Consider the following 17,974-nt stretch of genomic DNA (forward strand, 5'->3'; position numbering starts at 1 on the left):
TATTAAAACGCGAAACGCCCCCAAAAAGAGGCGTTTCGCATTGTATTAAACAGGACTATTTCTTTATGAATTTCTCTGTAGAAATCCCGTCTTTAGTCTCAATATTGATTAAGTACGTTCCTGCCGGAAGCGTGCTTACATCTACTTTGTCGCCATCAACATTTACCTTGATGCTTCTACCAGACATATCTACCACAGATACCGCATTGATTTTGGAGTCGGCTTTCACGTTCAGGATGTCGGAAGTTGGGTTTGGATAGATTGAAATACTGCCGTTCACCTCTACGGTGCTCACCACATCGTTCGTTGAAAGTGATGCTGCATTACCAAACTGCGCAATGATATTATCCACACCAATAACATTACTTACCGTGTTTGTTGCCGAGGAGTTATTGTAGAAATAAATATCTTCTGCGGTCATTCCTGTGATCAATGAATAACTTGTGCTGGTACTTGATGTAGAACCTGCGCCTGCCGGATGTCTCCATGTGGAAACACCTGTAGTAACGTTGTATTCATAAATCAGAGTGTACCATGTGTTTGCCGCGAGCACAAGACCTGGTGCAGCAACTAAATTGAAAGAATAAGTAACAGGACCAAGTGGCGTGTCAGTAGGAAGGACAGGCGGCACCAAGTTATTTGCAGTCGCAAGACCTGTTAAAGTTTTAGTAGCAAAATTATAAGCAAATCCTCCAATGGTTTGGGAAGTTGCACCTTGCATACCCCAAACCCTCATTTGCGCCGTTCCAGCTCCGGTAGAATTGCCAGTGTACAGTTCATACTTGACCTGTAGGATATTATTGCCTGTTGCCGCTGTCACAGTAGACAACTGCGCAGCGATCCGTCCGTTCAATGCGGTAGTTGTTGCATTATAACTGTTGTAGCCGGTAATTTGCAGAGATTTTCCATGCGGGGCATCAATCGTAGCTACCTGATAATCCGCATTCGCGCCTCCTAAAGTAAGCCATCCATTTTGCCCGGCAGCTGTACCGGCTACATTGGTTCCCAGATTGCCCGTTGTTAAAGCGTTAAAATTTTCGTTGAGGATCACCTGTCCAAACATCATCATTGTTGCAGAAGTAAGCAACAGAGAGGATAAAACTTTTTTCATATTTTTTTAATTTCTTTAATTTCCGGCTAATTTAATACAATATTAGACGTATGCCAATTTTTTTTTATATATATCTTCACATGCGTGGCCAAGATCCTATACGATCCGAAATCCTGTACCTTTACAGTTTGTAGCTTATATGTGATCTAAACATTTAGAATTAAAAAAAACCGGCCACGGCCGGTTTCGATTTCTATTATTTCTTAATAAATTTCTGAGACACTTTTCCGTTATCCGTTTCTATATCAATTAGATACGTGCCGTTAGCTAAACCTCTTACGTCAACTAACTCTCCATTTAATGTTGCAGGAACCTTTCTGCCGCTCATATCATAAACTGTAATGGATTTCAGTTTGTCGGTATTCTTCACGTGAATAAAATCAGTTGCCGGATTAGGAGAAATTGAGAATTTCTTAGCTGCAACCTCACCTGTGGCCATTGAAGATCGCGAAATAAGGAAACTGTCTATACCAATTATATCTGAATTGGAACCTGAAGGACCCGCATTGGTTACAAAATATCTAAAGGCAAATTTCACAGGCACCGGTGTTGAGCCAACTCCTGTAATATTAAAAGTATATTGAGTCCAGGTTTGGGGGTACACAAAACCTACCGCCTGATTTGGATTTACAGAAACTCCCAGGTTAGTGAAGCTACCCACATCGGTTGGACCCGTACCTGGCACTACTGTAGTAGCTGCTGAACTGTAGCGAACTTCCAGCCTGTCAGCATAGTCTACTGTCCCATCAGTTCCTTTTCGGGTGTAAAAAGTTACCACGTCACCATCCTGTACATTTACAGTCGGAGAAATAAGCCAGTTACTTATGGTTCCGGTATTGGTACTCGTATAATTTACCAATGCAAAAGAATTCTGACCCCCTGCCTGTCCGGAAGGAACCCCTCCGATACCACTGCCAAAAATTGAATTGGTCACGGTACTTGCCGTGGTATACGTGGCCTTGCTCCACAATGTAGGTGTGGCAGGAGGCGCTGTACTTTGGTTGGTCCTGGTCCAGTCTGTTCCAAAATCAGTATCGAAACCATAAGTGTACACAGTAGTTTGTGCACTTGCAAATGAAAACGCCGCTAAAAAGGCGGAAAGTAAAATTTTTCTCATAATTTTTATATTTTATTTAAGCTAAAACTACTAAATATTATGAGATCGGCAAAATCTTATAACCCATTTATTTTACTAAAAATAAAAAGCCGGCAGATTTTGCCGGCGTAATTATAAGAATTCCAGGTAATTATCCTTTCGCATAGTTCTGAAAGAACAGCGGGATACTTTCTATGCCTTTGTAAAAATTATAAAGTCCATAATGTTCGTTAGGCGAGTGAATCGCGTCGGAGGCCAGACCAAAGCCCATCAGTACAGATTTAGCCCCAAGGACTTCTTCAAACATGGCCGTAATCGGGATACTTCCTCCACTGCGGAAGGGCAGCACCTCTGTTCCGAACGCAGTCTCCATGGCTTCTTTGGCAGCGGCAAATTCTTTTGTATCGCTCGGTAAAACATACGGCATACCTCCGTGATGTGGGTTCACTTTCACCTTTACATTGGCGGGAGCAATCTTTTCAAAATACTTTGTAAACTTCCCGGTGATCTCCTCCGGAGTCTGGTAAGGAACCAAACGCATCGAAATTTTAGCAAATGCCTTGGACGGAATCACGGTCTTGGCTCCCTCACCAATATAACCTCCCCAAATACCGTTGCAGTCCAAAGTAGGACGGATGGAAGTACGCTCCAGCGTGGTGAAACCCTTCTCACCTTCTACTCCGCTAAGTCCGATTGAGGATTTAAAAGCTTCCTGATCGTCCTTCAGTTTGTTCATCAGCGCACGCTCCTCTGCGGACACCTCCTCCACATTATCATAAAAACCGTCAATGGTGATGTGACCGTTCTCATCTATCAAACCGGCAATCATACGGCTCAGCACATGGATTGGGTTAGGTACGGCACCACCATAAAGTCCGGAATGAAGATCTCTATTCGGTCCTTCCACCTCTACTTCCACATAGCTCAGGCCGCGCAAACCGGTAGTCACCGTAGGCTGCTCGGTGGAGTACAGGCTGGTATCAGAAATCAGGATGCAGTCGCAGGAAAGTTTTTCTTTATATTCATTTACAAAATCGCCCAGGCTTTTGGAACCTACTTCCTCCTCACCTTCAATGATGAATTTCACGTTGCAGGGTAAGGTATTGGTTTTCATCATGGCTTCAAAAGCCTTGATGTGCATGAAGAACTGGCCCTTGTCATCTGCTGCTCCGCGCGCGAAAACGGCGCCCTCAGGATGTAAGTCTGTTTTCTTTACATAAGGTTCAAACGGCGGTTTAGTCCAAAGTTCGAGCGGATCCGGTGGCTGTACATCATAATGTCCATATACCAAAACCGTTGGCAAGCCCTCACCCACCATCTTTTCACCATAAACGACAGGATAGCCTTTGGTCTCGCAAATCTGCACTTCATCTGCACCGGCGTTTCTAAGGTGATCGGCACAAACTTCAGCACATTTCAGGACTTCATCCTTATAAGCAGAATCTGCGGATATAGAGGCAATTTTAAGCAGTTCAAAAAGTTCGTCCAGATAGCGTTCTTTGTTTTCGTTAATGTAGTTGAGTGTTTCTTGCATGTTTCTTTGAGTTGTTGGGTTGTTGAGGTGTTGAGGTGTTGAGGTGTAAAGTCGTAAAACCGTTAAATTGCTAAATTGTTAAGAGCTTAGATGGTTAAACTTAGGTTGGAGATTGGTGGTTGGTGATTGGTGATTGGTGATTGGTGGTTCGTGATGCGGGGTTCGCGATCCAGAGCTTAGGGTTCGAGGTTCGACACTGTTGCTTGTTGTTTCGTTGCATCCTGCATCTTTGTTCTTTATTCTTTGTTCATTTATCTTTGTTCTTGTTCCTGCTTCCTGCTCTGTAAAAATAAAAAAAATGCCCCGCGTAGGCAAGGCATTGGTCTTTTTCTGTTGAGTGCAGTCTGCGGATTAACGGGTCTGGCCTGTCTGCACATTTGCAGAGTCGCCTATGATTCCGGATTCCGGTGCAGTAGCCAGGGTATCCGTGGCAACAGGCGCTGCAACTGCTGTCTCGGGCAGCGGTGCTCTGTTTTCGTGAGAATCATAACGGTCGGCGCCCTTTTCCAATCTCAAAACGCCCTGATTTCCACCTGCCTGTACCTCTTTACAGCTCATAGCCAAGCCTGCAAAAAACAATACCAATACCAATTTTTTCATAATTATAATTCTTCCTGGATTATTGGCACCAAAAATAAGAAATTTTGACTCCTTTAACCAAACTTTTAAACCGATTTCAACATTATTTTACCTTTAACGGACTGCGTAAATATCAGATACCGGCTGCCACCGTCGGAAATCCTGTACTTTTTTCTGATTTGGTCCGGAGTCAAAGGATGATTCCTGGAAACGATATTAAATTTTTCACCCTTCATAATAGACTTTGGCTCCAGAGGTTCCACCTGCAGTACCCTGCCCGGGAAGTTTTCAACTTTGTTTTCGGAGGTGTACAAATGGGTATTCGGATGCAGTTTTTTCAATCCAAATCTTGAAGCTAGAAGGTTGAAAGCGCCGCTCTTCAGGACGGCTGTGCCGGGCAGATACAGAAACTGTTCGGGTTCGGCATACTCCGGTGTGCATTCAGCTTCTTCACCTACCAAAAATTCAAATGCAGGTTCGGCGGTTTCCAGGTTGATAGCTTCAATAACCGGAACTGCTACGGTATCCGGATGAAGATGAAGCACCAATTCCCTGACTTCGTTGCGTACTGCTATAATCTGTATTTTACTGATGTTCCGGACAGCATCCAACAAATAGGATATATCAATGAGCGGTGAAAGTTTAATGATGATATGATCCGAAATCCTGAACAAATCTTCCTGAATCTCCAACAGGTTGGGCGAAAGGTCTTCCAGCAGGAATTTTTTGTTCTTATTTTGGTCCCTCCGCGCCGGATCCAGATAAACCAGATCAAATCTCTCACGGTTTCGCTTCAGAAATGATTCCAGCGAATCATTAACGAAATTTGCCTTACGACCCAGCAGCTCCCAGTTATGCTTCACTATTTCAATCAGTTCCGGATTTTGTTCAATAAGTGTAATCTCAATGAAATTCTCCGACATAAACCAGGCATCGATACCGAAACCACAGGTAAGGTCGAGAAATTTTTCACCCTTAAGGTCCTGGGCTTTAAACTGACCCGTAGACTGGGAAGAGGCCTGCTCCAGGTTGATTCCCGGCGGAAACTGTATTCCTTCTTTCAGCAGAAATGGAAATTTTTTTGAAGCCACTTTGAGACCTTTTACCTGCTGAGCGATTTCCTGCATGGAGAAATCAGGGAAAGGGCTCCTGCGCAAAACTAGAGTGGGCAGATCGGTGGCAATATTCGTACGGATGTAATCCTGAATCTCTTTTCTAATCATGATCGATAAAGGCAACAGAAAAGGGTGACCTTATAAAACAGAATACCGGCTGAAAAAGTATCAGCACCAAAATTATTCAAACATCTGCGCAAGCCTTACCGCACGGAGTTCATCTGCACTGTAAAGTTCGCCGGCCTCCCTTGTCTTTTCCCGTTTTGGGTACATATTTACACCAATCAGTTTCAGACGTCCGTCTTCTACCCATTTCTGTTCTTCAAGAGCCTGCGTATACATCAGTTTTTGTAGTTCACCCTTCTTCATCATATCGGAATAACCACCGGCCTGCTCCATTTCAATGAAAAATGCCCAGGCTTTTGCTGCCAACTGCCGGGTAAGGTCTTCTACATAATAACTGCCGTTGGCACCGTCTTCAAAAACATTTATGATACTTTCATAAGCAAGGACAATCTGCTGCTTAAACGACACTTCTGAAGAAAGTGAATTTCCGTTTTCCAGCATAAAATCATTTGAAAAAACCGCATCAGCGCCCCCAATCATGGCAGCGGAAAGTTCAACTGTGGAACGGATCAGGTTGTTTTCCGGGTCATTTTTGGATTTGTTCCGCAAGGAGGTTTCCACAAAAATATAAGGTACGCTTTGGAGATCAAATTCTTTAGCCAACTGGGCAAAAACCAGTTTGAAAGCGCGGATCTTCGCAATTTCGAAGAAGTAGTTGGCACTAACCGCAAAGCGGAAGACCAGTTTGTCCAAAACTTCAGGACCAAAAGCTTCAGCCAGATCCTTTGCCTTAGCCAATGCGATGCCCAATTGCTGGAATATTGAAGCCCCGGCGTTCTGATGCAGGGAAACATTAACACAAATATTCCTGTTAAAAGCTTTTGCCAACAGTTCCGTTCCCAACTGCCGGTCCATTTCGCCTGTAGTTTCGGAAAAAACATCTATAAGTGAGTAGTAACTGTTAGTTTCTTCCGGCGAGATGTGCTCGGCAAGTTCCTTATTGTTGATGAAAATGCTTTTCTCTTCCAGGTTTTCAACATTCATATCCAGCAGAAAGGCAATAACATCCTGTTCCAGGCTTTCGTTGTACCGGGACACCAACTGGGTAGACTCCTCCACTTTGGGCAACAGCGACAATGGTTTCTGCACCGCAGCGTGGTAAGGCCTAACGGTGATTCCCTCCAGGTTTTCTTTCTGCAGAACGGAATAGATGTCTTCTGTTTTAAGCTGTTTCTGAACTAAGTTTTCCCAGTCGCTGAGTGTGGTCTTTGCAAACATTCTGATGGTTATTTGAGTTTTAGAATTAGGGTTGCTTCTTTACTTTGGAACTGTCTACTACCAGGATAAAGATTTCCTCATTCGGTTTCTTCATGAAATAATTTTCACGGGCATACTTTTCCTTTTCATCCTTATTATTCATGAGCCTGCGGTAGAAATCGTCATTTTTGCTGTATTCGGTCTTATAATAAGCCAGTTGCTCCTCATATTTATTAATTTCACTGTTCAGTTCATTAATAACCAGAAATGATGTACTGTCGAAAAAAACCATCCAGACCAGGAAACTGAAAACAGTAACGAAATATTTATTAACAATATATTTCCGGACGAATTTTTCCAGCGGCGATTTGGGCCTGATGGGCTTTATTAGCGGGTCATTCTTAGCCATGTCAGTGTACTTTTTTAAGTGAATTATTAATCACTGTTGAAAGAAAGTCAATTGCCACCGTATTGTGTTTCATATTGGGTACAATGAGATCAGCCTCATTCTTTGACGGTTCAATGAACTCATGGTGCATAGGTTTCAGGGTATTCTGGTAGCGGTGCAGAACTTCCTGCAGATCGCGGCCTCTTTCCTGCGTATCGCGGCGGATGCGGCGGATGAGCCTTTCGTCTGAATCGGCATGTACGAAAACCTTCAAATCATATTCCTTCAGCAGTTCAGGATGGGTAAGGACCAGAATTCCTTCCACAATAAGGACATTCTTTGGTTCCACAACAACATGGTCACCGGTCCGGGAGTGGGTAACGAAAGAATAAATGGGCTGTTCTATGTGCTCATTGTTTTTCAGCATCTGAACGTGGCGCAGGAGAAGTTCAAAATCAATGGATTTTGGATGGTCGTAATTCAGGACTTCCCTTTCGGCAAGGGTAAGCGACTGGTTATCATGGTAATAGTTATCCTGCGAAAGCACGTTCACGCCTTCAGTATTTAGCTGCTGCATAATTTTATTGACCACGGTAGTCTTACCCGATCCTGTTCCGCCTGCAATTCCGATAACCAGCATAGAAAAGTAAATTTTTACAAAGATACTATTTTCAGAAAGTGAAGCGGCAGTACAGCGTAATTTTTCGGACAGAGATTTGATTTTGAGGTCACAAAATCCTACAGGAGAATGCTCAGAGGTAAACGAATAAGAAGGGCTAAAGCCCTTCCATTTTCTTAATCACCTTTTTGAGGTTAATGCCTTTGCCCAGAACGGGTTTGAAAATATCGCCTTCGCTTTCCATTCGCTCCAGCGCATTAAAAATGGTAAAATCCTTCATCTTCAGACCTTTCTTCACTTCGTCCCAATGCAGCGGCATTGACACAGTCGCCCCCGGTTTAGGCCGCAGGGAGTAAGGTGCGGCAATGGTGGCATGTGGGCGGTTCTGCAAAAAATCAAGATAGATCCTGCCTCCGCGTTTTTTGATAATTCTTTCAATTGTTGTTAGTTTGGGGAGCTCACCCTGTACAATTGTTACCAAAAGGCGCGCAAATTCCTTTGATTCTTCATAGGAATATTTGTTATTGAGCGGAATATAGATGTGGAGACCTGTGGAACCGCTGGTCTTGCAGTATGAAGGAATATCAAGGTCGTCCAGCAGCTGGCGGGTTACCTGCGCAGTTTTGATGACGTCATTAAATGAATTCTTATCGGGGTCCAAATCGAGAATGCAGTAGGTGGGATTATCAGGCTTCTTTATAGTGGAACTCCACGGGTTCATCTCAATACAACCCAAATTCGCCATATAGAGCAGTGATGCTTCGTCCGTACCAACCAGATATTTTCGGGCACGTTTATCAGAGTCGCTGGTATAGTCAAAAGTTTTCACCCAAGAAGGAGCGCTACCGGAAACGTCTTTATAATAGAAACCTTCACCCTCTATACCGTCCGGAAAGCGGTTCATACTTTGAGGTCTGTCTTTCAGATACGGCAAAATAAAAGGAGCGGCGCGGTAATAGTAATTTATCAGATCGCGTTTTGTAAGTTTTTCATCGGGCCAGAATACCTTATCTAAATTGGTAAATTTCAGTTCATGGCCGCCAACCTTTTTTACCTGGGTTTTTTCTTTCGGATTCAGCAGGGTCCTCCGCCCCGGATCTTTCCGTGCAGTAACCACCGGCTCTGCTTCAGGAACGACTTCCTGCACCGGTTTTTCCTGTTCCAGAACCACCTGCGCGGCTTTTTTATCGGACCGCATTCCTTTGAAAGAGGGATGGCGCATTACGCCGTCTGATGTAAGCTCAGTGTAATCCACTTCACAGATAAGTTTAGGTTTTAACCAGGTAACAGTGGCGTTGGGTGGATTGTGGCGGAAACGGGATGGTTTGTTTACATCAGGTTCCTGAGTGAAAGGATGCTTATCCGTAATCAGCGGTTTAAAGAGATTCATCATTTCCTTTTGGGTCTTAGTATTAAAGCCGGTGCCTACCTTACCACTGTATACGAGTTTCCTGCCCTCATAGACACCCACCAACAAGCTGCTGAACGCTTTTTTGGTACCGTCATTCACGGTGAATCCACCTATTACCACCTCCTGCCTTTTGTTGGCTTTGATCTTAAGCCAGTCTTTCGTTCGGTTTTTGGTCTGGTACACACTGTCCTTACGCTTGGCCATAATTCCTTCGAGATCCATATTGCGGGCAGCTTCCAGAAATTCAATACCCGAGGTATGAAACTCCTGACTGAGCATAATTCGGTCTGACTTAGGCAAAATCTGCGAAAGAATTGCGCGCCGGTCAGTTAGAGGAAGTGCTTTCAGGTCCCTGCCCTGATACCACAGCAGATCGAATACGTAGTAAACCAGTTCCCCATCGGATTCGCTGCGCCAGTTCTGTAGTGTGCCGAAGTCCGCTTTTCCGTCTTTGTCCAGGACCACAATTTCGCCGTCCAGCACGGCATCCATTTTAAGTTTTGTCAGTTACTCCTGTACCGGATAGAATTTTTCGCTGAAGCTTTTGTTGTTGCGAGATTTCAGGGTCACTGCACCATTATTCATAAAGGCCACCGCGCGGTAACCGTCCCACTTAATTTCATAGAGCCATTCGTCACTGTCGAAGGGTTTATCCACCAGTGTAGCCAGCATGGGGGCAAGCTCCGTATAAAAGGGCTGCTTAGGGGCCTTCGCCAGCAATTTCTCCACAGATTTCGCAGGCTTCTTTACCGCAGGTTTACTCTTTTCGGTTTCGGCAGTTTTCTTTTTTGAAGTTTTGGAGGCATTCTTAGCTTTAGCTTTTTTGGAATCCTTCTGACCGTACACTTCCACCGGGGCCTCTTCCATTTCCGCTATTGTTTTATCAGAAAGTACCGAACGGTCTTTCAGAGTTACATCTTCAGTGTCGGCATATTTATCGTTAAGCTTCATCAGCAGCCAACCGTTATCACCACGGCCGTGCGCTTTGACCAAGGCAAATTCGCCCTTTAGTTTTGTGCCGTTAAGTGTAAATTTGATTTTCCCCGCTTTCAGTTGTTTTAACAGTTGCTGCTCCTGTTTCTTACGGCTTTTTGCGGGTTCAGCAGGCAGATAAGTGCCCTCATCCCATACTATGACGGTGCCGCCACCGTACTGGCCTTTCGGAATCGCACCTTCAAAGTTACGGTAATCAAAAGGGTGATCTTCCACCATCATAGCCAACCGCTTTACTGAGGGATCAAGTGAGGGCCCTTTTGGAACAGCCCAACTTTTCAGCACGCCGTCCATTTCCAGCCGGAAGTCGTAATGCAGATGCGAGGCATCGTGTTTCTGAACCACAAAGTGAAGTTCCTTTCCGGTGGATTTCCCACCAAATGGCTCAGGGGTCTTTTCTTTAGAGCGTTTCTTACGGTATTCTTCCAGTGCCATATTGTTTTGGTTTAAAAGTGAAACATGAGCGAGCGCGCCATAACTATGGCGGCGATTTATGATAGGGTGATATCGGATTTGATTTGGTAGCGGAGTACAAAAAGTTTGCCTGCGTGGTTGGAGGAGAGGAAAGGGGAAAGAGCCAAGGCAAAAGTAAAAAGGTAAAAGTGAGTCAAGATGCAAGATTTCAGATATCAGACATCAGATTCCAGATTTTAAATTTTAGAGGTGAGATATCGGAATGTAACAATGTACCAATGTAGCAGTATAGCCATGTAGATGTGTTGCAGTTGACGATTTGCAGTTTTTTTTTAAGATTCCGGAACCCCGAAGGGGGTGACATTATAATTACCCAGTTACAGCGATTTATTAACCACAAAGGGCACAAAGTTTAACAAGGGGCCCAAAGGGACGTTGATGTGCCGGAGTGTTTGGGTGTTTGATTGATATTATCTTCACCAGGCCCTATCAAGGACGTTTTGCGAGGAGCGGACGAAGGAAGCGACGCGGCAAGCCCAAAGTAGATTCTGTTAGCAGGTTAGAGTGTTAGAAAGTAGTGTTGTTGAGGTGTAAAGTTGTAAAGTCGTTGAGTAGTTAAGGTGTTGAGGTGTAAAAGTGTAAAGTTGTGGAGTAATGGAAATAAGGTTCCGTAGGAACATCATCTGTGTAGAAGGGAATTAGGGAGGAGAATGGGCGTGCCGTAGGTACGCTATCCTGAATGAAGACTCAGGGCAAAAGTAAAAAGAAGCAAGTTGAGGTCTATGTAGATCGAGGTGATCCCTACGGATGACAAAAGTGAAAAGGGAGTTGAAGTTGACCACTGAGACACGGAGGAGGCGCAGAGGACACAGAGGCCTTCAAGGTAGCAGTATGTTTGAGTTTTTGAGTTTTTGAGTATTTGAGTGTTTGAGTGTTTGAGGCGAGGTCCGCTGTAGGCGGAAGATATCCCTCGAGATGACAGAGGAGAAGAACCAAGGCAAAAGTAAAAGGTAAGTCAAGAACCAAGAATCAAGATGCAAGATTTCAGATATCAGACATCAGATTCTAAATGTTAGACTTTAGATTAGAGGTGAGATATCGGAATGTAACAATGTAACAATTTACTCAGCCCACGACCGGTCGGTAGTCAGTTAGGGATATTTTTAACCGCCGAGAGAACCAAGACCAGGATTTTAATTTATGAGTTATAGATTTAAGCTCTGTTGCCTCTGTGTAGCCTCTGTGCGCTCTACGGTTAATTTAGCCCGCTTAAAATACCGGAGATGCGGGACGAAGATGCAAGACCTCAGAAGTCAGAGGTTTGCCATCAGCGTTCAGAGACTGACGAAGCAATTCAAGATCCAAAATTCAAAATCAAAAATCCTGAATTTAACGTTCCACACCGAGTACCCCCTGAAGATTCTTTAAGGTCGGATTAAACGCTTACCTTCAACCTGTCTACATTCAGTATTTTGTAGGTTAGCTCCCGCAGAAGTTCAGCATCATCGGTCTGGTTGGCACCAAGCCCTTTGTTCTTGAGATCGGATTCGCGAAGCAGGGAAATGATTCTGGTGGCATGTTTCAGAGGATAGAAACGCGCCGATTCGGCAAAATCCTTTATAAAGTAGGGATTCACATTCATAGCGGTAGCCATAGCCTGTGGACTCTGGCCTTGCATGGTGTGATAGATAATGATGTTTGAGAAATAATTGTACAGGTTCCCAATAATCATTGGAAAAGGATTGGTCTTGGGACTTTTGCCCATAAAAAAGGCAATCCTGAGGGCGGCCGCCTGGTTTTTGTTGGCCAAAGCTTTCTGAAGTTCGAAGACATTGAAATCCTTGCTGATGCCTATGTGGGTTTCCACCAGTTTTTCGTCCAGCTCCTGACCTTTTTTCATTACCATTTTCAGCTTGCCCAGTTCATTGGCAATACGGGAAAGGTCATTGCCCAGGTAATCTGCCAGCAAATGCGAAATATTAGGTGCGGTTTTGATGTGGTGGGTCTTGCACTCGTCGGCAATCCATTTGGCAAGCTGATAATCCTTTACGGGTTCGCTCAGGAAAATCCAGTTGTTACTAGTCAGGATTTTAGTAACTTTTTTCCGACTGTCCAGCTTCTTATGTTTATGGGCAAAAACCAAAACGGTGGTAGGCACAGGATTTTCAAGATAAAACGCAAGGGATTTCAGTTCATCCTCACCCAGTTTAAGGTCCTGAGCTTCTTTTACAATGATGAGGTTCAACTCGCCAAACATAGGAAACTGCTGTGCCAGGGAAATAATCTCCGGTATCGAGGTATCTTTTCCGTAGAGCACTGTTTGCCCAAAGGATTTCTCGTCCTCGGTTAAAACATCGTTTTCCAGACTTTTTACAGCGATGTCAATATAATAAGGCTCCTCACCGTGAAAAAAATAGACGGGAAGAAGTGCTTTATTTTTAATATTTTTGAGCAATAATTCTAAATCTTTCATACCAGCTTGCAACTGCCAAAACTTAATTTTCGGGAAAACTATAACTTCCGTTTCAGGAAAGACAAAGATAACTTATTTATTTATGACCTTACCCGGAAAAGCTACCTTCTGCTTACTCCGGAAGAATGGGTCAGGCAGCACTGGATCCATTATTTCCTCAGCAGCAAAGGCTATTCAGCATCGGCATTAATATCAGAAAAGAAGGTAGTTCTTCATGGTCTTACCAAACGTATAGACCTGCTGGTAACGGAGAAAACCACCCCTAAAATCCTGGTAGAATGTAAAGCGCCTTCGATAACTCTTACTGAAAAAACTTTTGAGCAGACCGCGCGATATAACTCGGTAATCGGTGCACCTGAAATAATACTGACGAATGGCCTGCAGCACATCAACGCAAGATATTCCGATAAAGGTTACGAGTTTTATCAGTTTGACTATTAAAGCGAAAACCCTTTAAACTAACTGGGTTTAGGTCCGAATTCATGCAGAAAGCGAAAGCCAGTCATTTTAATCAGCTGAATTTTTCAGTACATTTCTTTCCAGTTCCAGCAGTTTCTGCTTGCGCCAAATGCCCCCGCCATATCCGGTAAGGGTGCCGTTGCTTCCGATTACACGGTGGCACGGAATGACGATTGATATCCGGTTCATCCCATTGGCATTGGCCACAGCACGTACCTTCTTTACATCCCCTAAAAATTCAGCCTGCCTGCTGTAGGTCCAGGTCTCACCATAAGGTATTTTACGCAGAACCTCCCAAACCTTTTTCTGGAAATCTGTGCCTATAGGCGAAAGCGGCACTGTAAAGACTTTTCTTCTGCAGTTAAAGTATTCTGCCAACTCCCTCTCAAGCAAGTCAAAGTGGGGATTATTTCCCGGCACTACCCTGCCGTTCAACGCTGTAGCTATTTTGGTAAGTGTGGATTCCAGCGTGGAGCGGTCGCCAAACTCAAGCATACAGATACCTGCCTCTACCGCGGCGGCATACATGGTTCCCACGGGTGTTTCAATTCTTTTTAAGTCGATTACTTTCTGATACTTCCCGTTAGCCGGTGAGGTGCCGAAGATTTTACTGAATCCATCGCCGAATCCGCTAAGGCTTTCAAAACCACTGTCGTAGGCAGTATCCAGGACACTGTGACCCAGCTTCAGCTTCTTTACAGCCGAATTCAGGCGGTGCATCCTTTGGAAAGCCTGAAAGGTCATTCCATGGTGTTTTGTAAACCACCTGCGTACGGCTACGGGTTCCATCCCACGGGCAGCTAAATCGCGGTCTGTAATTTTAACTGATGGGTCGTTTGCAAGTTCCTGAAGTATTCCGCTGATGCCGGCCGGAGTTTCGTCCGGGTTTTCCAGAGGTTTACAGACCTTACAGGGACGGTAGCCATTGGTCAGCGCTTCATGCGTACTGTGGAAGAACTCCACATTTTCGGCTTTGGGCTTCCGCGCCCGGCATGTAGGCCGGCAAAAAATCCCGGTGGTCTTTACGCCCATCCAGAAAACTCCTTCAAAGTCAGGATTTTTATCCACTGAAGCCTGGTACATGATTTCGTTTGTAAGCTGCATTTTTTTCCTTTAACAATACAAAACTAATTATAAAACAGCATCCACTACAACCGCAAAACGGACAGCTAATTTTAAAAAAAAGCCGGACAACATTGCCCGGCTTTATTAAGATCGTCTTAATATATTAATGACGATGCTGTTTGGGTGGCTCGGGTACGCCCGGTTTTGCCAGGTCGTCCATCTTCTGGGTCGCCGCCATGGATACCACAAGGTCGTTCAGCATTGTACTGGCCGACGTAGGTGTATTAGGTAAAAGAACAAGGTTACTTCTGTTGCTTGCGCCAATGGAATGCAGCGTGTCATAATGCTGGGTAATGATAATCAGAGCAGATGCTTCCTGAGAGCTGATGTTGGCGGAGTTCAGCATTTTTACAGATTCCTCCAGACCTTTGGCAATCTCACGTCTCTGGTCGGCAATACCCTGACCCTGAAGTTTCTTGGATTCCGCTTCCGCTTTCGCTACTGCTACGATACGTATTCTCTGTGCTTCAGATTCGTACTCGGCAGCGGTTTTTTCACGCTCGGCAGCGTTTATCCTGTTCATGGCATGCTTCACCTGTTCGTCCGGATCAATATCGGTGACAAGAGCCTTGATGATGTCGTATCCATAACTCTGCATCGCTTCCTGCAATTCACCTTTAACAGCGATGGCGATATCGTCTTTACGCACAAAAACATCATCCAACTTCATCTTTGGCACTTCTGCCCTTACTACATCAAATACATAAGAAGTAATCTGATTTTCAGGATTTTCCAGTCGGTAGAAAGAATCTGCTACCTGCTCCTTAATTACCTGATACTGTACAGACACTTTCATACGAACAAATACATTGTCCAGTGTTTTTGTGTCGATGATTACATCAAGCTGCTGGATCCGCAGGTTCATCCTTTTTGTCACCTGATCGATGTAAGGAATCTTAAGATGCAGTCCCGACTGCCTCACCGAATGAAATTTTCCGAGTCGTTCTACAATCGCGGCCGTAGCCTGCTTCACCGTAAAAAATGAGGCGAACAGCGTGATAAGCGCGAGAAAACCAATAATACCTAAAAAAACCATGTTTTAAATTTTGTCTTTGATTAATAGTTGTTTGAGCATTAAAGATAAAGAAAAAAGCGGTTTTTTCCACATAAATTCCGGTATAAAAGTGAATCCGATCTAAACCGTCATACCAATCTCGATTCCTTTAATCTTGCGGTATAGGTCGGTGGCAAAGTTGTCTGTCATGCCCGAAACGAAGTCTATTACGCCCAGAACCTTCTGGTAATCGCTGCCGCTTTCGTAAACGAACTGCTGAGGCAATAGTTTCAGGGCCATCCGGTCATACGATTTTCTCTGGTCCTTAGGTTTTACTACAGCAGGTACGAAATGATCCAGCAACTCATACATGACATTGTAGCCGGCATTTTCAATTTCAACTACAGCCTTATGATTATAAATCTTTTCAATGGAGAAACTTTCGATTTCCTGGAGGGATTCATTATCCATCTTGTAAATGTCAAGCAGTGATCTGTCCAGGGTTCCGGCTATTATTTCGGAAAAATTTGACCGGTACAGCTGTATGGATTTATTGATCAGTGAGTTAATTACTTTCGCTCTTAAGTAAGATATTCTTTCGTTGGCATTGGTCAGTACGGCCAGCTTGTCCTCCACCCTCGCGGTATTCTGATTTTCTGAGCGGATCAGTTCAAAAAACAGATCTTCACAATCGGAGGTGGACACAATACCCAACCGGTGTGCATCTTCCATGTCGATGATGTTATAGCAGATGTCATCGGCAGCTTCAACAAGGAAAACAAAAGGATGTCTTTTATAAACAACAGGTTCTGAACTTTCGGAAATCATACCTACAGATTCCGCAATATCAAGAAAGGTGGACTTCTCATTCTGGAAGAAACCAAACTTCTTGCGGTGCAAAACCCCTTTTTGGCTGGCCACCGATTCACAGGGATATTTGGCAATGCTGGCAAGGGTGGCATAAGTAAGCTGAGTGCCCCCTTCATCTTTACCGTTTTGCTGATGCGTTAGAACCCTTATCGCATTAGCGTTTCCTTCAAAATTAACCAGGTCCGCCCATTCTTTTTCGTTAAATTTTGACTTAAGATGATCCTCATTTTTGTCAAAATAACTGGCAATGGCATCCTCCCCGGAATGCCCGAAAGCGGGATTCCCCACATCGTGACAAAGACAGGCCGCCGCAATGACGTTCTGAAGGTTATGCTGATAGAAATTCTGAGCACTGGCATCCAGTTCTGCCGAAAATTCCGAGGAAATAAATTCGCCGATGGCGCTGCCCAAACTGCGACCAACTGATGAAACCTCAAGTGAATGAGTGAGGCGGTTGTGAACAAACACGCTTCCGGGAAGCGGGAAAACCTGGGTTTTGTTCTGCAGCCTGCGGAAAGCGGCTGAGAAAATAATACGGTCAAAATCCCTTTGGTAATCGGTTCGTGATGCGAAAGTAGCGGCTATATTTCCTGTACGCTTATTAGTAAAAATGCTGTTAAGGTTCATTATCCAAAAATACGGAATTTTGGACGCAGGCTAATGGTTTAAGATTTGAATTCAACCTAAAAAAACAGCTATATGCCGGAAGGACCGTCCATATTAATCCTAAAAGAGAAAGCTCAAAAATTCATAGGCAGGAAAATCATTTCTGCCTCCGGAAACGCAAAGGTTGAAATGGACAGACTGCCGGGATTAATCTTTAAAGAGTACAGGATTTTCGGGAAGCAGTCATATTTGGTTGTCAGTCCTTACACCATCCGGATTCATCTCCTGATGTTCGGCTCCTACTCTGTTGATGAAAACATAAAGCCGGAGCGCCAACTAAGACTGCACCTCCGGTTTGAGAACGGAGACCTTTACTTCTACTCCTGTTCCATAAAACTCCTTGACATTGAAGTTCTGAAGGAAATTGACTGGGAAGCTGATGTCCTGAGCGATGAATGGAAACCCCTGAAAGCCAGAAAAAAACTTAAAGCGCAGCCGGAAACCATGGTTTGCGACGCCCTGCTGGACCAGAATATTTTTTCAGGTGTTGGCAATATCATAAAAAATGAGGTACTGTTCCGCATTGGCGTTCATCCCGAAAGTTTGGTAGGAAAACTCCCGCCAAAAAAGCTTTCGGCACTTGTTTCTGAGGCCCGAAACTACAGTTTTGATTTCCTGCGCTGGAAAAAAGAATATGTACTGAAGAAAAACTGGTTGGTGCACACAAAGACAATCTGTCCCAAATGCGGACTGCCACTTACCAAAAACCACCACGGAATAACCAAGAGGCGTTCCTTTTACTGCGAAAAAGACCAGAAACTGTATGTTTGATAAGTGTTGAAAAAAAGTTCCCGGCCTTCGGCC

General features: G+C 44.3%; 14 protein-coding genes and 1 pseudogene. 2 read left to right on the forward strand and 13 right to left on the reverse strand.

The window, feature by feature from the left end; genetic code table 11:
* Nucleotides 1-55 precede the first annotated feature (55 nt).
* The 10 genes and pseudogenes from P0M11_RS06500 to holA all read right to left on the reverse strand — a co-directional run bounded on the left by P0M11_RS06500 (nucleotide 56) and on the right by holA (nucleotide 13,056).
* Entirely contained in the window at nucleotides 56-1,111 is a 1,056-nt protein-coding gene (locus P0M11_RS06500) for a T9SS type A sorting domain-containing protein (protein ID WP_275624954.1), read from the reverse strand.
* Nucleotides 1,112-1,307: 196 nt separating this feature from the next.
* A complete protein-coding gene (locus P0M11_RS06505; RefSeq protein ID WP_275624955.1) occupies nucleotides 1,308-2,228 on the reverse strand; it encodes a choice-of-anchor J domain-containing protein in 921 nt (306 codons plus the stop codon).
* 130 nt (nucleotides 2,229-2,358) lie between these two features.
* Nucleotides 2,359-3,741 carry a dipeptidase gene (locus P0M11_RS06510; RefSeq protein ID WP_275624956.1) on the reverse strand — a complete coding sequence of 461 codons (1,383 nt, stop codon included), beginning with the start codon at nucleotides 3,739-3,741 and terminating at the stop codon, nucleotides 2,359-2,361.
* Between the two features lie 351 nt (nucleotides 3,742-4,092).
* Nucleotides 4,093-4,341 (reverse strand): hypothetical protein, encoded by a 249-nt coding sequence (locus P0M11_RS06515; RefSeq protein ID WP_275624957.1) that lies wholly within the window; start codon nucleotides 4,339-4,341, stop codon nucleotides 4,093-4,095.
* Nucleotides 4,342-4,406: 65 nt separating this feature from the next.
* A complete protein-coding gene (locus P0M11_RS06520) occupies nucleotides 4,407-5,543 on the reverse strand; it encodes an RsmD family RNA methyltransferase (RefSeq protein WP_275624958.1) in 1,137 nt (378 codons plus the stop codon).
* Between the two features lie 72 nt (nucleotides 5,544-5,615).
* The gene (locus P0M11_RS06525; RefSeq protein WP_275624959.1) at nucleotides 5,616-6,779 is read right to left on the reverse strand and encodes a methylmalonyl-CoA mutase family protein; all 1,164 of its coding nucleotides are present in this window, start codon (nucleotides 6,777-6,779) and stop codon (nucleotides 5,616-5,618) included.
* Nucleotides 6,780-6,804: 25 nt separating this feature from the next.
* Nucleotides 6,805-7,167 carry a septum formation initiator family protein gene (locus P0M11_RS06530; RefSeq protein WP_275624960.1) on the reverse strand — a complete coding sequence of 121 codons (363 nt, stop codon included), beginning with the start codon at nucleotides 7,165-7,167 and terminating at the stop codon, nucleotides 6,805-6,807.
* A gap of 1 nt (nucleotide 7,168) precedes the next feature.
* The gene (udk, locus tag P0M11_RS06535) at nucleotides 7,169-7,786 is read right to left on the reverse strand and encodes a uridine kinase (RefSeq protein ID WP_158063762.1); all 618 of its coding nucleotides are present in this window, start codon (nucleotides 7,784-7,786) and stop codon (nucleotides 7,169-7,171) included.
* 136 nt (nucleotides 7,787-7,922) lie between these two features.
* Nucleotides 7,923-10,604 (reverse strand): annotated as a pseudogene (gene ligD / locus P0M11_RS06540) (DNA ligase D).
* A gap of 1,414 nt (nucleotides 10,605-12,018) precedes the next feature.
* Complete coding sequence (gene holA, locus P0M11_RS06550; RefSeq protein WP_275624963.1) at nucleotides 12,019-13,056, reverse strand: DNA polymerase III subunit delta; 1,038 nt, start codon at nucleotides 13,054-13,056, stop codon at nucleotides 12,019-12,021.
* Between the two features lie 6 nt (nucleotides 13,057-13,062).
* Here holA and P0M11_RS06555 point away from each other — a divergent pair, with 6 nt between their 5' ends.
* Nucleotides 13,063-13,497 (forward strand): type I restriction enzyme HsdR N-terminal domain-containing protein, encoded by a 435-nt coding sequence (locus P0M11_RS06555; protein ID WP_275624964.1) that lies wholly within the window; start codon nucleotides 13,063-13,065, stop codon nucleotides 13,495-13,497.
* A gap of 66 nt (nucleotides 13,498-13,563) precedes the next feature.
* On the opposite strand, the gene P0M11_RS13305 is transcribed toward P0M11_RS06555, so the two are convergent.
* From P0M11_RS13305 to dgt, 3 genes are all read right to left on the reverse strand, one after another.
* Complete coding sequence (locus P0M11_RS13305) at nucleotides 13,564-14,619, reverse strand: methylated-DNA--[protein]-cysteine S-methyltransferase (RefSeq protein WP_345774356.1); 1,056 nt, start codon at nucleotides 14,617-14,619, stop codon at nucleotides 13,564-13,566.
* Between the two features lie 124 nt (nucleotides 14,620-14,743).
* Nucleotides 14,744-15,676, reverse strand: a complete 933-nt coding sequence (locus P0M11_RS06570; protein ID WP_275624965.1) for an SPFH domain-containing protein — start codon at nucleotides 15,674-15,676, stop codon at nucleotides 14,744-14,746.
* A gap of 99 nt (nucleotides 15,677-15,775) precedes the next feature.
* A complete protein-coding gene (gene dgt, locus P0M11_RS06575; protein ID WP_275624966.1) occupies nucleotides 15,776-17,131 on the reverse strand; it encodes a dGTP triphosphohydrolase in 1,356 nt (451 codons plus the stop codon).
* Between the two features lie 72 nt (nucleotides 17,132-17,203).
* Between dgt and P0M11_RS06580 the strand changes: the two genes are divergently transcribed.
* Nucleotides 17,204-17,941: an endonuclease gene (locus P0M11_RS06580; protein ID WP_275624967.1), complete on the forward strand. Its 738-nt coding sequence runs from the start codon at nucleotides 17,204-17,206 to the stop codon at nucleotides 17,939-17,941.
* Nucleotides 17,942-17,974: the final 33 nt, after the last annotated feature.

Origin of the sequence: Kaistella sp. PBT33-4, assembly GCF_029194425.1 — a bacterium.
Lineage (GTDB): Bacteria > Bacteroidota > Bacteroidia > Flavobacteriales > Weeksellaceae > Marnyiella.